Origin of the sequence: Porphyrobacter sp. SLTP (assembly GCF_009905735.1) — a bacterium.
In the GTDB taxonomy this organism is placed as follows: domain Bacteria; phylum Pseudomonadota; class Alphaproteobacteria; order Sphingomonadales; family Sphingomonadaceae; genus Erythrobacter.
This window is the reverse complement of the sequence record NZ_JAAALE010000001.1, coordinates 229,082-244,598: the sequence shown is the minus strand read 5'-3', so window position 1 is coordinate 244,598 and position 15,517 is coordinate 229,082. Positions and strand designations below refer to the sequence as shown.

Genomic DNA, 15,517 nt, shown 5'->3' with positions numbered 1-15,517 from the left:
CGCGCGAGGAGCTTAAGGGGAGAAAGCGTCAGCCCGCAGCCGCGAGCATCACCTTGGCAGAGGCTCCTGATACGGCACCGGGTTCAACCGGTAGCTTGGCCGGACGGGCAGCGCCGGGATAGGCCTGGCCCAGGACGCCGAGCGCTTCGGTGATGCGGGCATGGGCGGCCGGGTTCTCGGCCTTGATCGCCGCGCCATTGGTGGCGAAGGCCGCCGCGGCCACCTTGGCGAAGCCGTAACCGTCGAGATAGGGCTCGTAACTGTCGTTCTTGGGCAGAGTGCGATACATCGCACTCGCCCGCTCGATCTGGTCAGCGATGATACCGGTTGCGACCTTCGCCGACGTGGCGTCCGACTTGGGAGCCTTCTGGGCGGCGCCGCGCAGCGCTGCGATGATCGCGTCATAGGCCTTGCCGACTTCGGCGACGCTCTTGCCGTCATTCGCGGCGAGCGATGCGGCCGTGAACAGCTCCTTGAAATCCTTGACGCCAAGCTTGGCGAAGACCGGGTCCATGTCGACCAGCACTTCGCTCACCGGGTGAGCGAACATTTCCGCCGCCGCTTCCTTCTTGCCCGCCGCATAGGCATCGCGCGCAGCAACGACATGCGCCTCGGCGACTGCGAGCGCGATCCCGTAGGCGACCGGGTCAGTAGCCGCATCGGTGACGGCAACGCCGCCCTCGCCCTCGCCGCCAGCCGCCTCGCCGCCGCCGCCTTCGCCCGCGCCGCTGCCGCCTTCACCTTCGCCTGCGGTCGCCGCCGTTTCGCCGCCTGCCGCGCCGGTCGCAGCGCCCTCACCACCGGCCTCGCCGCCACAGGCCGCCAGCAGCCCACCGGCAAGGGCGGTGCCAAGACCAAGCTGGGTCCAGAGTTTGAGCGTGCTGTTCATGGGAAGCGGTATCCTTCAGGCCGGGAGATATGTCGCGGCCTCATGGCCCAGATGATAATCACTCGCAAGAGACTTTCGTATCCGGAGTCTTGCCAGCGATCCGGTGAAGTCATAAAGACATGATACAACGTCTCATAAATTGCTGGGTTGGATCAAACCGTCTATGGCAACATTGCTCGCCCCCATGTCCCGTATTTCCGGCAGTCCCGACGTGCTGCGCGCTATCGGGGAGCCCCGCTGCAATCTTGCGATCTGGCAGCGTGCGCCCTTTGCGGACTTTGGCCCGCTGGTCGAAGGTAAGCCGCAGGACCTGCGCTTCACCTGCGATGTGGCAGGCCTGCCCGCGCTGCTGGCCAAGGAGCTCAAGCAAGGCGGCTATGGCGGCAGCGCGGCGCTTCACCGCGCGCTGGTTGAGGACGCCGCCCGGCTCGCCGAGCTGTTCTGCACCGCAATGGACCTTGCGAGGCTGGAGCTGCGGCTTGAAGTCGTGCTCACCGATTCCTGCCGCAAGTTCCACGCCGACTACGTCACCGCCCGGCTGATCACGACCTATGTCGGCGAAGGCACAGATTGGCTGGACGAGGATGATGCCGCCCGCGTCGCCGCAGGCGAAACGCCGCGGCATATCAACCGCCTTGGCCCCTTCGATATCGGCCTGTTCAAGGGCAAGCTTGCAACCGAACGCCCCGCAATCCACCGCTCGCCGCCGATCGCAGGGACGGGCGCCGCGCGGCTGCTGCTGGTGCTCAACCCGGCAAGCAAGTCATTCGTCGATGGGGCCGATTCGGGTCTTTCGCCGCCTCCGCATCTGGCCTAACAGCCCCCCATGCGCCCGCGGGCGCGATCCACTCCGATGGCTGCCGCTGCCCTCGTGCACGCCGCCCATCGCTCGCAAGAGGTATCTGCTCGATGAAGAAGTTCCTGCTCGCCGGGGTCTCCGCCCTCATGATTGCCGCTCCCGCTGCTGTCCAAGCCGACGAAGGCATGTGGCTGCCGAGCCAGACCGGCGCCATTGCCGATGCAATGAAGGCTGCCGGACTTGAGCTTGACGCCAAGACGCTCGGCGATCTGCAACGCCCGCCGCTGACCGCAATTGCTTCGTTGGGCGGATGCTCGGCGGCGTTCCTGTCGCCCGAAGGTCTGGTTGCGACCAACCACCACTGCGTTGCCGGATCGCTCCAGTACAATTCCTCGCCCGAGAATGATTACCTCACCAATGGCTTCCTCGCGAAGACGCTGGGTGACGAACTCCCCGCCGCCCCCGGCAGCCGCGTTTACGTGATCGAAGACCTGCGCGATGTCTCAAAGGACATGCTCAAGGGCGCCGACAAGCTCGAAGGCCGCGCGCGCTATGACCGGCTGCAAGCCAACCGCACCGCGCTGATCGAAGCGTGCGAAAAGCAGGCCAATCGCCGCTGCGACGTGCGCGCCTATTTCGGCGGGCAGCAATACTGGCTCCAGCAGCAGCTTGAAATCAAGGACGTGCGTCTCGTCTATGCCCCCGCTGCGGGCGTGGGCAATTTCGGAGGCGAGAAGGACAACTGGATGTGGCCGCGCCACACCGGCGATTTCTCGTTCTACCGCGCTTATGTGGCGCCCGATGGTTCGTCGGCTGGGTTCAGCAAGGACAACGTGCCGTTCAAGCCCAAGGCCTGGCTCCCCATCGCCAAGGACGGCGTGAAGGACGGCGACTTCATCATGGTCGCAGGCTTCCCCGGCACCACCGAGCGTCTGCGCTCGGCTGAAGAAGCGCGCTTCTATTACGAGGAACTCTATCCTTATCAGCAGGCGATGCTGGCCGAATATGGCGACATGATCGACGCGCTGACCGCAGGCAATCAGGCGGCGACCATCGCCTATGCCGCGACGCTTCAGGGCGTGGAGAACTACGAGAAGAAGATCGCGGGCCAGATGGCGGGCGCTGACGCCATCTCGCTGGTCGAAAAGAAGCAGGCCGAAGAAGCCGGCTTCCGCGCGTGGATCAAGGCTGATCCCAAGCGTGAGGCGCAGTACGGCGCAGCGCTGGCCGAGCTCGACGCGCTGATCGCAACCAGCAACGCTGAAGCGCTGGCCGATGCCAAGCGCGGGATGCTCGGCCGCGGGCAGCTTTATGCTGCGGCGCGCCAGCTCTATCGCTGGGCCAACGAACAGGCCAAGCCCGACAAGCAGCGCGAACCCGGCTATCAGGAGCGCGACCGCGCCTTCATGACGCAAGGGATGCAGCGGATCGAGCGGCGCTATGTCGCCGAAATCGACAAGGCGATCTGGGAAGACGGTATCGCCGAATACCGCACCCTGCCCGCGGAACAGCGCAGCGCCAGCTTCGATGCCTTCATGGAAGGCCGCGACCTCGCCGCGTTCTATGCCGCGACCGAGCTCGGCAACACCGCCAAGCGGATGGAGTGGATGGGCAAAACCCCCGCCGACTTCCAGGCGTCAAGCGATCCCTTCATCCAGCTGGCGGTGGCCACCTATGATGAAGCGATGGCGAACGAAGCGAAAGAAAAGGCCCGCTCGGGCGAGGTGCAGAAGGCCCGTTCCAAGGTCATGGAAGCGCGGCTTGCCTATGCCGCTTCGCAGGGCAAGACCATGTACCCCGACGCCAATGGCTCGCTGCGCTTCACCTATGGCAAGGTGACGGGCAAGGCGGTTGACGGTCAGGTCTGGTCGCCCTTCACAACCGCCGAAGGCATCGTCGCAAAGCACACCGGCCGCGGTGAGTTCGATGCGCCCGACAAGATGGTGGAGCTGATCAAGGCCAAGGACTATGGCCGCTGGGCCGCGCCCGAGCTGGGCACGCTGCCGGTCGATTTCCTCTCCACCGTGGACATCACCAACGGCAACTCGGGCTCCTCGACGCTGAATGCACGCGGCGAGTTCGTGGGCCTTGCGTTCGACGGCACGATCGAAGGCGTGGTGTCGGACTGGATGTATGATCCCAAGATCAACCGCACCATCCATGTCGACAGCCGTTTCATGCTGTGGACCATGGAAAAGGTCGACGGCGCGGACCGCCTGCTCAAGGAAATGGGCGTCGCCGCTGAGTAAAATCTGAATAAGTATGCGGCGCGTGGGATTTCCGCGCGCCGCCTGCTATTGCCTCCCCTGCGCTTGCATTGAGGCGGGGAGAGTATGATGCACGAAGTGGTGGTGGTCGATATCGGCGGCACCCATGCCCGGTTCGCGATTGCCCGCATCGGCGATGACGGGGCCATCGCACTCGATGAACCCGACACGCTTCACACCGCCGATCACGCCAGCTTCCAGACGGCATGGCAGCATTTCCGCGAATTGCGCGGCGGCACCCTGCCCCCAGCAGTCAGCATGGCGATTGCAGGGCCGGTCGGCAGCCCCGGCAACCTTAATCCGGTGATCCGTTTCACCAACAATCCGTGGATCATCCGCCCGGCGCTCATCAACGAGAAGCTGGAGGTGGAACGCTTCACCCTCGTCAATGATTTCGCCGCTGTCGCCCATGCGGTTGCGCGGGCCGATGACAGCCAGTTCCTGCACCTCGCGGGCCCTGACACGCCGCTCGGGAGCGAGGGCACGATCAGCGTGCTCGGACCCGGCACCGGGCTGGGTGTCGCGCATCTGTGGCGCTCGGGCAGCCAGTACCGGGTGCAGGCGACCGAGGGCGGGCATATCGACTTTGCCCCCTTGGACAGCATTGAGGACACGATCCTCGCCCGGCTGCGCAGCCGCCACAACCGCGTCTCGGTGGAGCGCGTCGTGTCGGGGCCCGCCATCGTCGACATCTACGAAGCGCTCGCCGCGATGGAAGGCCGCAGCGTGCCCGAACTGGATGCGATCACCATCTGGGGCCTTGGCACGAGCGGCGAAGACAGCCTTGCCGCCGCAGCCGTAGACCGCTTCTGCCTGTCGCTGGGATCGGCCGCGGGCGATCTCGCCCTTGCGCAGGGCGGCTTTGCCGGTGTGGTGATCGCAGGCGGGCTTGGCTACCGCATCCGGGACACGCTGCTGACTTCGGGCTTTGCCGCGCGGTTCAAGGGCAAGGGACGGTTTGAAAGCCTGATGGCGAATATCCCGGTCAAGCTCATCGTCCACCCGCAGCCCGGTCTGTTCGGCGCAGCGGCGGCTTTCGCCTCCGAACACGCATGAAGACGATCGCCGCCCTCGAAGCCAGGCTGGGCGAGTTGCACCAGCGCACCCGGGAGACGCCGCTGTTCAACCCGGTGTTCCAGCTCTCGCTCGACCTGTCACGCGCGCTGGAGGGGGACGAGCTGTCGCTCGATGATCTGACAGCACTGGTGGCGGAACTGGAATGCGACGGCCTGAAAGCGCGGGCGGGCAAGCTGCGCACCTTACTCGCGCCCTCTGCCGAAGCGATGCCGCTCGCGGGCGAGGGCGAGGATTTCGAGGCCTTCGCGGCGCGCTGGGAACGCCCACAGCTCCACGCCGTCTTCACGGCGCATCCGACCTTCCTGCTCGCCCCGGCACAGGCCGGCGCGGTCGCCGCTGCGGCATCGGGCGATGATGACGCCGCCGCTTGCGCGGTGCCGTCCACCCGCACCGCCGTGACGCTCGATCATGAACACCGAGCCGCGATGGACGCCATGGCCCGCGCGCAGGACGCCCGCGATGTGATCGTGGCCCGCTTGCTGGAGGACGCGCGCAGCCGCTGGCCGCAGGACTGGCGCGAGCTCCGCCCGATGCCGTTCCGCTTCGCCAGCTGGGTAGGCTACGACATGGATGGGCGCACCGATATCGGCTGGCACACTTCGATCGCTTTCCGGCTCCAGGAAAAGGCCGAGCGGTTGGCGCGTTATACCGCCAGTCTGGAAGGCATTGATGCAGCCCACCCGCTGCTCGCCACCCTCACGCCCGCCGCCGCCTTCGCCGCCGCGCGGGCCGAGGACTTTGCTGCCGATCTGTCGAGCGCAGAGGCCCTTGCCGCCGCTGCCAACCGCCTGACCACCCACAGCGCCGACAACTTGCTGTCGCTGACGCTGTTGATCGGCGCGCTGGAAGCCGAGGCCGAGACGGCCGAACCCACCCGCGCCGTTCGCCTTCTCACCCTCGCCGCTGCGATGCGGGCAGACGGGCTGGGCATGGGTTGGATCCATTTCCGGGTGAATGCCAAACAGCTTCACAATGCCATCCGCCGCCGCCTCGCCGATGACGAGGCGATTGATCTGGCCAGTAAGGGCGCGATTGCCACCCTGCGCCGGATGGTGGATGAAGCCCGCCCGCTGCGCACCAATTTCGCCGCCCTCGCGACCGAAAGCTCGACCGCGATCCGGCAGTTTCTGGCGATGGCGCAAATCCTCAAGCATATCGACGCCGACGCGCCGATCCGGATGCTGGTGGCCGAGTGCGAACAGCCCGCCACGGTGCTCGCCGCGCTCTATTTCGCCAAGCTGTTCGGGGTGGAGGACAAGGTCGATGTCTCCCCCCTGTTCGAGACCGAGACCGCGCTGGAGCATGGCGGACGCTTCCTCGATGCGCTGCTCGCCGAACCTGCCTACCGCGCCTACGCCCGCACGCGCGGCCGGGTGGCAGTGCAGACCGGATTTTCGGACGCGGGCCGGTTTGTGGGGCAGGTGCCCGCCGCTCTCGCGATCGAACGCCTGCAAGGCCGCCTCGCCGAAGCGATGGCCGCCAACGGGCTGTCCGACATCGCCGCGTTGGTGTTCAACACTCACGGCGAAAGCATGGGCCGCGGCGCGCATCCGGCGTCGTTCCGCGACCGGCTCGAATGGCCGCTCTCCCCCTGGGCCCGGCGGCGGTTTGCGCGGGCGGGCGTCCGGCTGGAGCCTGAAGTCAGCTTTCAGGGCGGCGACGGCTATCTGTTTTTCGCCACGCCCGAACTGGCGCTCGCCACCCTCACCCGCATCGCAGAACTGCGCCCGGCCGAGACCGACCTCGCCGCACCGGCTGACCCGTTCTACCACCGCACCGATATCAGCCTCGATTTCTACCGCGCGGTGAAGGAGCATCAGGGCGATCACCTCGCCAGCCGCACCTATGCCCGCGCGGTGACCGCCTTCGGACTGGGCCTGCTCAACCCTACCGGCAGCCGCGTTTCGCGCCGCCAGTCTGACATCAACGCCGACCGCGAGATGAGCCTGCGCCAGATCCGCGCGATCCCGCACAACGCGATCCTCCAGCAATTGGGCTACCCGGTAAACGTCATCGCCGGGATCGGCAGCGCAGCGGATAGCAACCGCGAGGAAATCGCCGCGCTGCTGACCGATAGTCCGCGTGGGAGCCAGATTCTGCGTCTGGTGCGCTCCGCCAACGCGCTCGCCAGCATCAAGACCGTGGCGGCCTATGGCGAGCTGTTCAATTCGGCCTATTGGGCCAGCCGCACCTATCGCGGCACCGAGGATCATCTGGCAGGAAGCTGCGCGGCGCTGGCGGAATATCTGGTCGGCGATGACCGGACGGGGGTGTTCCGCCGCTTGGCCTCGCGCCTCAGGATTGACGCGATCAAGCTGCACCGGCTGACCGATCTCCTCCCCGATGAAGCGCCGAGCGAAGCCCGCGAGCATGTGCGCCGCCGTATCGGGGTGCTTCAGGCGCTGCGGCTGGCGCTGCTCCAGCATATGTTCCTGAAAGCCGTCGCCGTCCCCGCCTTCAGCCGCGCCAATGACATCAGCCGCCGCGACGTGATCGAGATGGTGATGACCTTGCGCGTCGAGGAAGCCCTCGCGCAGCTGCGCCGCGCCTTCCCGGTGCGCATCCCCGGCCCGCGCGACTTCCCCCTCGATGAGCCGAGCGATTACCCGGACGGCGGTGAGGAGGGCTATGGCGCGATCGAGCGTGACTTCATGACGCCCATCGCCCGCGCACAGGAATTGAGCCTCAGGATCAGCACCGCGATTGCCAATGAGTTTGGGGCGCATGGGTAGAGACGGGATGGCGGCGCAGCCGCAGTAAGGTTCGCGCCAAGCCGCCAAGGCGGCCAAGATATCAGGCACAGACGCGCACGTGAGTTCCCTCTTGGCTTGCTTGGCGGCTTGGCGCGAACCCCTTGGAGGCCTGCGGCAGCACAGAGACGGCTCGCTCCTCCCCCACCTTCGGTGGTCCCCCTCCCCTGAAGGGGAGGATTTAGCGCAGCGTGCTCCCCCGCGCGATCAGCTTCACCGGCACGCGCCGCCGCGCGGCCTCGCCTTCGTCGAGCACCGCCTCGACCAGCGCCACCCCGGCCTCTGCCGGGTCAGGGGCAATGGTCGTCAAAGGCGGGCGGCTGAAGCGGCCTGCGACGAGATCGTCAAAGCCCATCACGCCGACTTGGTCGGGCACTGCGATATCTGCGGCGGCGAAGGCTTCCAGAGCGCCAAGCGCCATCGCGTCGCAAGCGGCGAATACCGCGTCAATATCCTCGCCGCGCTCGATCAAGCGGCGCGCGGCACGGCGGCCTTCTTCTTCGCGGGTGGGGGCGTTGACGGTCGGGGCCAGACACGGCTCAAGTCCGGCGGCGCGCATCGCTTCGGCATAGCCTTCGTAGCGTTCGGTGAATTGCACTTGCGGGGTGTTCAGCGCGCCGAGGAAGCACGGACGGCGATATCCGGCGGCGAGCAGATGCTCGACCGCGAGCCGCCCCGCAGCGCGATTGTCCGACCGCACCCAGTCCAGCTCGTCGAAAGGCGATCCCCAATAGGCCACCTTGCGCCCATCGCCATCGAGCGCGCGGAAATGCTCCCACGCCGGCGCATTGGTGGTGGTGCCGATCACCACAAGGCCATCGGCCCGGCCCTGTTCCTGGTAATGGCCGAAGAAATCCTCGGGGCGTGCCTGAAAGCTCACCAGCGTCTCGAATCCGTGTTCCGACGCGGCGACGCAGACGCTGCCGAGCAAGGCATAGGCGAAGGGATTGATGCTGGCGGCATTGTCGCCCTCACGGCAGATTACGACCACCGCAAGCGTCCCGGTCGATCCCCTGCGCAGCCGCGCGGCGCGTTCATCGACGAAGTAGCCGAGCGCTTCGGCCGCCTCGATCACCTTGCGCCGGGTGGCTTCGGCAATGGCGGGCGAGCCGGACAGCGCACGGCTGACGGTCGGCTGGCTAACGCCTGCCCGCTCCGCCACATCGAACGATGTCGGCCGTCTGCGTGATCCCCCGCTCATGCCTCAGGCTTCTAGGGCGGGACGGTGCACAGGCGCAAGCGTATGCGTGCATCGAAGGGTGCGGAGGCCTGCATTGCTATTCGCACTGGATTTGTGCGCGCGGGTCTTGCAAATCGGAAGCAGCGCGCGGATTGTGAACGTTAGCAGAAAAAGATTTGGCGCTAAGGGAGAGAGCGACAATGGCAATGGCACCGGGTGTGGGCGCGGCGACCGCCGTAGGGGATGGCGCGGGCGACGACCGCCAGGTGCATGCCCCGGGCCTCAATTACTTCGTCTTTGCGCTGTTCTTCATCTTCGGCGGCATCACCAGCCTCAACGATGTGATCCTGCCCAAGCTGCAAGAGCTGTTCACGCTCAGCTACACCGAAGCGATGCTGGTGCAGTTCTGCTTCTTCACCGCCTATCTGCTGATCGGCATTCCCGGCGCCGAGCTGGTCAAGCGGGTCGGCTACATGCGCGGCGCGGTGGTCGGGCTGCTGACCATGATGTGCGGATGCCTGCTGTTCATTCCTGCCAGCCAGACCGCGACCTATGGCCTGTTCCTCGCCGCGCTGTTCATTCTGGCGAGCGGGGTTGTGGTGGTGCAGGTCGTCACCAATCCGCTGATCAGCCTGCTCGGGCCGCAAAAGACCGTGCACAGCCGCCTGACATTTGCGCAGGCGTTCAACAGTCTCGGCACCACAATTTTCCCGCGCGTCGGCTCGGGCCTGATCCTCGGCGGGCTGGCCGGGGTATCGGCCAAGGAATTGAGCGGCGCTGAACTGGATGCCTATCGCACCGCCGAAAGTGCCGCGATTGTTTCGACCTATATCGGCCTCGCCGTAGCGCTGGCGGTGATCGCGGCGGTGGTGTGGGCCTATCGCAACAAGCTGCCGCATGATGCCAGTGCCGCGCGCGATGCGGCGCTGACGACGCCGGGGCGCTATGTGGCGGGTCTGGCACCGATCATCATCGGTGGTTGGATGGTGATCCAGGGCAACGAACTGCCCGGCATTGCCCTGCTGATGGCAGGCCCCGCGATCTGGTTGTGGGGCAACCCGCTGCTGACGCGCACGCGGTTCAGCTACGGCGCGCTTTGCATCTTCCTGTATGTCGGCGCGGAAGTCGCGATCGGCTCGCTGATCGTCGGCTATCTGATGCAGGAAAGCGTGATGGCCCTCAGCGAACGGGCGGCGGGCGACCTGATCTTCCTCTATTGGGGCGGCGCGCTGGTCGGCCGGATCATCGGCTCGGCGGTGCTGCGATTTGTCAGCCCGGGTCTGGTGCTGGCGGGCGTGGCCACGGGCGCGATTGCGCTGGTGCTGTTCTCCACCAATGCGACCGGCACGACCGCCGGTTACAGCTTGCTGGCCGTGGGTCTGATGAATTCGATCATGTTCCCGACGATCTTCAGCCTCGCCTGCGAAAAGCTGGGTGCCAAGGCGGCGGACGGATCGGGGATCATCAACATCGCCATTTTCGGCGGCGCTGTGATCCCGCTGCTGACCGGGATCCTCGCCGATGCCAGCGGCAGCCTCGGCACCGCGATGATCCTGCCGATTATCTGCTATGCCATCATTGGTGGCTTCGGGTTCTACGCGCGCAGGGCGGCATGAGGCCCATGCTGGCTTGAATAAGTATGCGCGAAGCTGGCAGGTAAGCGCCCGTGCGCCTAGGTAGGGCGCACGAGAAAAAGGGCCTTTCGCCATGAGCTTCACCGCTGACCGCCTGTTGCTGTTCGGAGCCACCGGCGATCTTGCCCAGCGTATGCTGTTGCCGAGCCTGTTCGCGCTCGACGCCGACGGGCTGCTTGCGCCCGATCTCAAGATCGTCGGCACGGCCCGCAGCAGCATGAGCGATGGCGAGTACCGCAATTTCGCGCGCGCGGCGCTGGAGAAATATCTCCCGGCGGACCGGCGCGGGCGGATGGCGGAATTCCTCAACCGGCTCGCCTACCAGACGCTGGATGCCACCACGCTTGAAGGTTACGACGCGCTGGCCGCCAAAGTCGGCACTCCGGCACGCGGCCTTGCAATTTTCCTCTCGACCGCGCCGAGCCTGTTCGGCCCCACCATCAAGGGGCTGCAATCGGCCGGGCTGACAGGCGACAATGTCCGCATGTGCCTGGAAAAGCCGCTCGGGACCGATCTGGCCTCCAGCCGCGAGATCAATGACGCGGTGGCGGGCGCCTTCCCCGAAAGCCGGATTTTCCGCATCGATCACTATCTCGGCAAGGAGACCGTGCAGAACCTGCTCGCGCTCAGGTTTGCCAACATCATGTTCGAGCCGCTGTGGAACGCGGCGCATATCGAGCATGTGCAGATCACGGTTGCCGAGACGGTGGGTCTTGAAGGCCGCGTGGCCTTTTACGACGATGCCGGTGCTATCCGCGATATGGTGCAGAACCATATGCTTCAGCTGCTCGCGCTGGTCGCCATGGAGCCGCCTGCGCATTTCGATGCCACCGCCGTGCGCGACGAGAAGGTGAAGGTGCTGCGCGCCTTGCGCCCCGTCTCCGCCAACGAGACCGTCACCGGCCAATATCGCGCCGGCGCGATCACGGGACAGGCGGTGCCCGGCTATGACGAGGAACTCGGCAAGGATTCCGACACCGAAACCTTCGTCGCGATCAAGGGCCACGTCGATAACTGGCGCTGGAAGGGTGTGCCCTTCTACCTGCGCACCGGCAAGCGTCTGCCCAAGCGCGTGACCGAGATCGTGATCCAGTTCCGCTGCGTGCCGCACTCGATTTTCGCGGGCAAGGGCGCGACGATGCAGCCCAATCGGCTGGTGATCGGCATCCAGCCCGAAGAGAATATCACGCTGTCACTGATGGCCAAGGTGCCGGGCCTCGACCGCGAAGGCATCCGCCTGCGGCAGGTGCCGCTCAATATCGCCATGCCCGATGTGTTCAGCGGCGCGGTGCGGCGGATTGCTTATGAGCGCCTGCTGCTCGATCTGGTCGAGGGCGATCAGACCCTGTTCGTCCGCCGCGACGAGGTCGAGGCGCAGTGGGAATGGGTCGATGCGATCCGCGCCGGGTGGGAAGCGGAAGGCCTCACCCCCAAAACCTATACCGCAGGCAGCTGGGGGCCGAGCGCGGCCATCGCGCTGGCAGAACGCGACGGAGTGACGTGGCATGAATGACACCCTGCACAAGGTCACGCAGCGGGTGATCGAACGATCAAGGCCGTCCCGCCAAGCCTATCTCGACCTGATCCGCCGCGAAGGCGACAATATGGGCGAGCGCAATGCCGTGTCCTGCTCGAACCTCGCCCATGCCTATGCGGGCGCGCTGGAGGATCAGCCAGCGCTGGTGTCGGGCCGGGGCGCGAATATCGGGATCGTTACCAGCTACAATGATATGCTGTCGGCCCACCAGCCCTATGGCCGCTACCCTGATCGGCTGAAGATCTACGCCCGCGAAATCGGCGCCACCGCGCAGGTCGCGGGCGGCACCCCGGCGATGTGTGACGGGGTGACGCAGGGCGAGACCGGCATGGAGCTGTCGCTGTTCAGCCGCGACGTGATCGCGCTGTCAGCGGCGGTCGCTTTGAGCCACGCGATGTATGACGGCGCGCTGATGCTCGGCATCTGCGACAAGATCGTCCCCGGATTGCTGATGGGCGCGCTGCGGTTCGGGCATTTGCCCGCCATCTTCGTGCCCAGCGGCCCCATGCCGACCGGTATCCCGAACAAGGAAAAGCAGCGCGTCCGCCAGCTCTATGCGGAAGGGAAGGCGACCCGCGCAGAACTGCTGGCGAGCGAGATGGCGAGCTACCATTCGCCCGGCACCTGCACCTTCTTCGGCACGGCCAACTCCAACCAGATGATGATGGAGATGATGGGCCTGCACATTCCGGGCAGCGCTTTCATCCAGCCGGGCACGCAGCTGCGGCAGGCGCTCGACCGCGAGGCGGTGCATCGCGTTGCGGCGCTGGGGCGCAAGGGCGATGATTACCGCCCGCTCGGCCTGTGCGTCGACGAAAAGGCGGTGATCAACGCGGCGGTGGGCCTCTTGGCGACCGGGGGATCGACCAACCATGCGATCCACCTGCCCGCCATGGCGCGCGCCGCCGGGGTGATCTTCGACTGGGATGATCTTTCTGAGCTGTCCCACGCCGTCCCGCTGATCGCGCAGGTCTATCCCAATGGCTCGGGCGACGTGAACAATTTTCACAACGCAGGCGGCATGGGCTATGTCATTGGCGAGCTGCTGGAGGCGGGTCTGGCCCACCCCGACATCCTCACCGTGGGACGCGGCGATTTCTCCGATTATGCCCGCGAACCGGGGCTTGAGGGCGACAAACTGGTGTGGCGCGAGGTTGGCCCCAGCATGGACGACACCATGCTCCGCCCGGTCAGCAATCCGTTCAAGCCGGATGGCGGGATGCGGCTGCTGCAAGGCAATCTCGGCCGCGCCTGCTTCAAGACCTCAGCGGTCGATGAAAGCCGCTGGACCATCGAAGCGCCATGCCGCGTGTTCGAGGATCAGGCGAGCGTCGCTGCCGCCTTCAAGGCGGGCGAGCTTGACCGCGACGTTGTGGTCGTCGTCCGTTTTCAGGGGCCGCGCGCCAACGGGATGCCCGAACTGCATAAGCTGACCCCGGCACTGGGCGTGTTGCAGGACCGCGGCTTCAAGGTCGCCCTCGTGACCGATGGCCGGATGTCGGGCGCGTCCGGCAAGGTGCCTGCGGCGATCCATTGCACCCCTGAAGCATTGGGCGGCGGACCACTGGCGCGGCTGCGCGATGGCGATGTGGTGCGGGTCTGCGCTGTCACCGGCGATCTCAACACCGATGCCGATCTGGCGAACCGGGAACCGGCGCGCGATCCGATTGCAGACAGCGGCACGGGCCGTGAATTGTTCGGCATGATGCGCCGCTTCGCTGACGGAGCCGAACAAGGCGCTTCTGCGATGCTGGCCACCGGAGGAATGTAACCCATGAATATCGACGCCATCATGCGCACCGCCCCGGTGATCCCGGTGATCGTGATCGACGATGTCGACCATGCCGTACCGCTGGCCGAAGCGCTGGTGGCCGGCGGGCTTCGCGTGCTGGAAGTCACCCTGCGCACGCCCGCTGCCCTTGCTGCGATCCGGGCGATGAAGCAGGTGCCGGGCGCGATTGTCGGTGCGGGGACAGTGACCGGGGTTCCCGATCTCAACAAGGCGCTCGCGGCAGGCGCTGAATTCATCGTCTCCCCCGGCCTGACGGACAAGCTCGGCAAAGCGGCAGTGGCGGCAGGTGTGCCGTTCCTGCCCGGCATCGCCAATGCGGGCGACATCATGCGCGGATTGGAATTGGGGCTTGATCGCTTCAAGTTCTTCCCGGCGATGGCGGCCGGCGGATTGCCCGCGCTGAAAGCCCTCGCTGCGCCCTTCGGCCAGTGCCGTTTTTGCCCGACCGGCGGGATCAGCCTGGACAACGCGCCCGAATGGCTCGCCTTCGATCCGGTGCTGTGCGTCGGCGGCAGCTGGGTCTCGCCCAAGGGCGCGCCGGACAAGGCGGCGATCGAAGCGCTGGCGCGCGAGGCTTTCGGGTTACGTTGATCCAGTCCCTCCCCATTCCTTCGGAACAGGGAGGGAATTGGAGACTCTCAATCCTCCGCCAGCAACCACCCGAACACCTCGGGCAGGCGCGCAGCCCAGGCGTTCTCTTCATGCTCGGCGCCGGGGTAGACCTTGCTCTCCCAGTCGCGGCCCTTCTGCCAGCCTGCGGCGGCAAAGCGCGCGACGACGACCTGCTGATAGGGCGCGTAATACTGGTCGAGCGTCGCGGTGCCGTGGTCCAGCCACACCCGCCGCCCGTCGGGGGGACCAAGCCTTGCGGCAAACCATGCATCCCACAGCGCTTTGACAGCATCGCTCTCCCCCTCGACGCTGCGCGGATCGACTGCGGGCCAGTGCGAGGAAACGCAGCCCGCCTTGCCGAACACCTCGGGCGCTTCGAGGAAAGCATAGCAGCTCATCAGCCCACCCATGCTTGATCCCATGATCGCGGTATCGTCGCGGCCCGGACGGGTGCGGAAGCTTGCGTCCACCCATGATTTGAGCGGCCCGGCGATCCACGCGAGGTAACGATCCGAGACGATCTCGCCCCCAGCCGCCGCATCCATCTGCGCCCGCACCACAGGCGGGGCGGCGTCATAGGCGCTACGGGGAAGATACTGGCGGTAGCGGTCCGGCCCCGGCGCCCAGATGCCGATGATGATGTGCGGTTCGACCGTTCCGCTCGCGGTGGCGGCCAGCATGGCTGTGTCGGCGGCCCAGATCTTGTTGAAGTTCGATTTGGTGACGTCGAACAGATTGTGCCCGTCATGCATGTAGAGCACCGGATAGCGGCGGTCGGACGAATTATAGCCGGGCGGCAGCCAGATCGTCAGGCGCTGGTCGGGCAGGCCTTGGGCGGCGATCCGCTCATATTCGATGAGACGACCCTGCTCCTGCGCCAGGACCGGCGCAGTGAGGCCCAGCAGCGCCAGTACGGCGGCTATCAAGCGAAGCATGGCGCCCCCTCCCTCTGTGTGCCGCCATTATCGCGGGGGGAGCTG

General features: G+C 66.2%; 11 protein-coding genes. 8 read left to right on the top strand and 3 right to left on the bottom strand.

Translation table 11 applies throughout. From position 1 onward, the window contains the following. Window positions 1-28 precede the first annotated feature (28 nt). On the bottom strand, window positions 29-889 hold the full coding sequence (locus tag GVM20_RS00995) for a 4-helix bundle domain-containing protein (RefSeq protein WP_166545260.1): 861 nt from the start codon (window positions 887-889) through the stop codon (window positions 29-31). 184 nt (window positions 890-1,073) lie between these two features. Here GVM20_RS00995 and GVM20_RS00990 point away from each other — a divergent pair, with 184 nt between their 5' ends. From GVM20_RS00990 to GVM20_RS00975, 4 genes are all read left to right on the top strand, one after another. Beyond that, window positions 1,074-1,706: a DUF1826 domain-containing protein gene (locus tag GVM20_RS00990; protein ID WP_166545435.1), complete on the top strand. Its 633-nt coding sequence runs from the start codon at window positions 1,074-1,076 to the stop codon at window positions 1,704-1,706. 92 nt (window positions 1,707-1,798) lie between these two features. Next, window positions 1,799-3,937, top strand: a complete 2,139-nt coding sequence (locus tag GVM20_RS00985) for a S46 family peptidase (RefSeq protein ID WP_166545434.1) — start codon at window positions 1,799-1,801, stop codon at window positions 3,935-3,937. An 84-nt stretch (window positions 3,938-4,021) separates the two neighbouring features. Continuing rightward, the gene (locus tag GVM20_RS00980) at window positions 4,022-5,011 is read left to right on the top strand and encodes a glucokinase (RefSeq protein WP_166545433.1); all 990 of its coding nucleotides are present in this window, start codon (window positions 4,022-4,024) and stop codon (window positions 5,009-5,011) included. Further along, window positions 5,008-7,764: a phosphoenolpyruvate carboxylase gene (locus tag GVM20_RS00975; RefSeq protein WP_166545432.1), complete on the top strand. Its 2,757-nt coding sequence runs from the start codon at window positions 5,008-5,010 to the stop codon at window positions 7,762-7,764. The genes GVM20_RS00980 and GVM20_RS00975 overlap by 4 nt, the downstream gene beginning before the upstream one ends. 199 nt (window positions 7,765-7,963) lie before the next feature. Here the strand turns inward: GVM20_RS00975 and GVM20_RS00970 are convergent, their stop codons facing one another. Beyond that, entirely contained in the window at window positions 7,964-8,983 is a 1,020-nt protein-coding gene (locus GVM20_RS00970; protein WP_199799389.1) for a LacI family DNA-binding transcriptional regulator, read from the bottom strand. A 179-nt stretch (window positions 8,984-9,162) separates the two neighbouring features. On the opposite strand from GVM20_RS00970, the gene GVM20_RS00965 reads away from it, so the two are divergent. The 4 genes from GVM20_RS00965 to eda all read left to right on the top strand — a co-directional run bounded on the left by GVM20_RS00965 (window position 9,163) and on the right by eda (window position 14,516). Beyond that, window positions 9,163-10,578, top strand: coding sequence for a sugar MFS transporter (locus tag GVM20_RS00965; RefSeq protein WP_166545431.1), 1,416 nt, complete (start codon window positions 9,163-9,165; stop codon window positions 10,576-10,578). Window positions 10,579-10,669: 91 nt separating this feature from the next. Continuing rightward, window positions 10,670-12,109 (top strand): glucose-6-phosphate dehydrogenase, encoded by a 1,440-nt coding sequence (gene zwf, locus GVM20_RS00960; RefSeq protein WP_166545430.1) that lies wholly within the window; start codon window positions 10,670-10,672, stop codon window positions 12,107-12,109. Beyond that, window positions 12,102-13,904 (top strand): phosphogluconate dehydratase, encoded by a 1,803-nt coding sequence (edd, locus tag GVM20_RS00955; RefSeq protein ID WP_166545429.1) that lies wholly within the window; start codon window positions 12,102-12,104, stop codon window positions 13,902-13,904. Before zwf ends, edd begins: the two co-directional genes overlap by 8 nt. A gap of 3 nt (window positions 13,905-13,907) precedes the next feature. After that, window positions 13,908-14,516 (top strand): bifunctional 4-hydroxy-2-oxoglutarate aldolase/2-dehydro-3-deoxy-phosphogluconate aldolase, encoded by a 609-nt coding sequence (gene eda / locus GVM20_RS00950; protein WP_166545428.1) that lies wholly within the window; start codon window positions 13,908-13,910, stop codon window positions 14,514-14,516. Between the two features lie 47 nt (window positions 14,517-14,563). Here eda and GVM20_RS00945 read toward each other — a convergent pair whose 3' ends face one another. Beyond that, the gene (locus GVM20_RS00945) at window positions 14,564-15,472 is read right to left on the bottom strand and encodes an alpha/beta hydrolase (protein WP_166545427.1); all 909 of its coding nucleotides are present in this window, start codon (window positions 15,470-15,472) and stop codon (window positions 14,564-14,566) included. Window positions 15,473-15,517 lie beyond the last annotated feature (45 nt).

Bases quoted from the DNA above. Each gene is read 5' to 3' on its own strand.
- GVM20_RS00980 (WP_166545433.1), top strand. From the start codon at position 4,022: ATGATGCACGAAGTGGTGGTGGTCGATATCGGCGGCACCCATGCCCGG.
- GVM20_RS00975 (WP_166545432.1), top strand. From the start codon at position 5,008: ATGAAGACGATCGCCGCCCTCGAAGCCAGGCTGGGCGAGTTGCACCAG.
- GVM20_RS00985 (WP_166545434.1), top strand. From the start codon at position 1,799: ATGAAGAAGTTCCTGCTCGCCGGGGTCTCCGCCCTCATGATTGCCGCT.
- edd (WP_166545429.1), top strand. From the start codon at position 12,102: ATGAATGACACCCTGCACAAGGTCACGCAGCGGGTGATCGAACGATCA.
- GVM20_RS00990 (WP_166545435.1), top strand. From the start codon at position 1,074: ATGTCCCGTATTTCCGGCAGTCCCGACGTGCTGCGCGCTATCGGGGAG.
- eda (WP_166545428.1), top strand. From the start codon at position 13,908: ATGAATATCGACGCCATCATGCGCACCGCCCCGGTGATCCCGGTGATC.
- GVM20_RS00970 (WP_199799389.1), bottom strand. From the start codon at position 8,983: ATGAGCGGGGGATCACGCAGACGGCCGACATCGTTCGATGTGGCGGAG.
- zwf (WP_166545430.1), top strand. From the start codon at position 10,670: ATGAGCTTCACCGCTGACCGCCTGTTGCTGTTCGGAGCCACCGGCGAT.
- GVM20_RS00945 (WP_166545427.1), bottom strand. From the start codon at position 15,472: ATGCTTCGCTTGATAGCCGCCGTACTGGCGCTGCTGGGCCTCACTGCG.
- GVM20_RS00995 (WP_166545260.1), bottom strand. From the start codon at position 889: ATGAACAGCACGCTCAAACTCTGGACCCAGCTTGGTCTTGGCACCGCC.
- GVM20_RS00965 (WP_166545431.1), top strand. From the start codon at position 9,163: ATGGCAATGGCACCGGGTGTGGGCGCGGCGACCGCCGTAGGGGATGGC.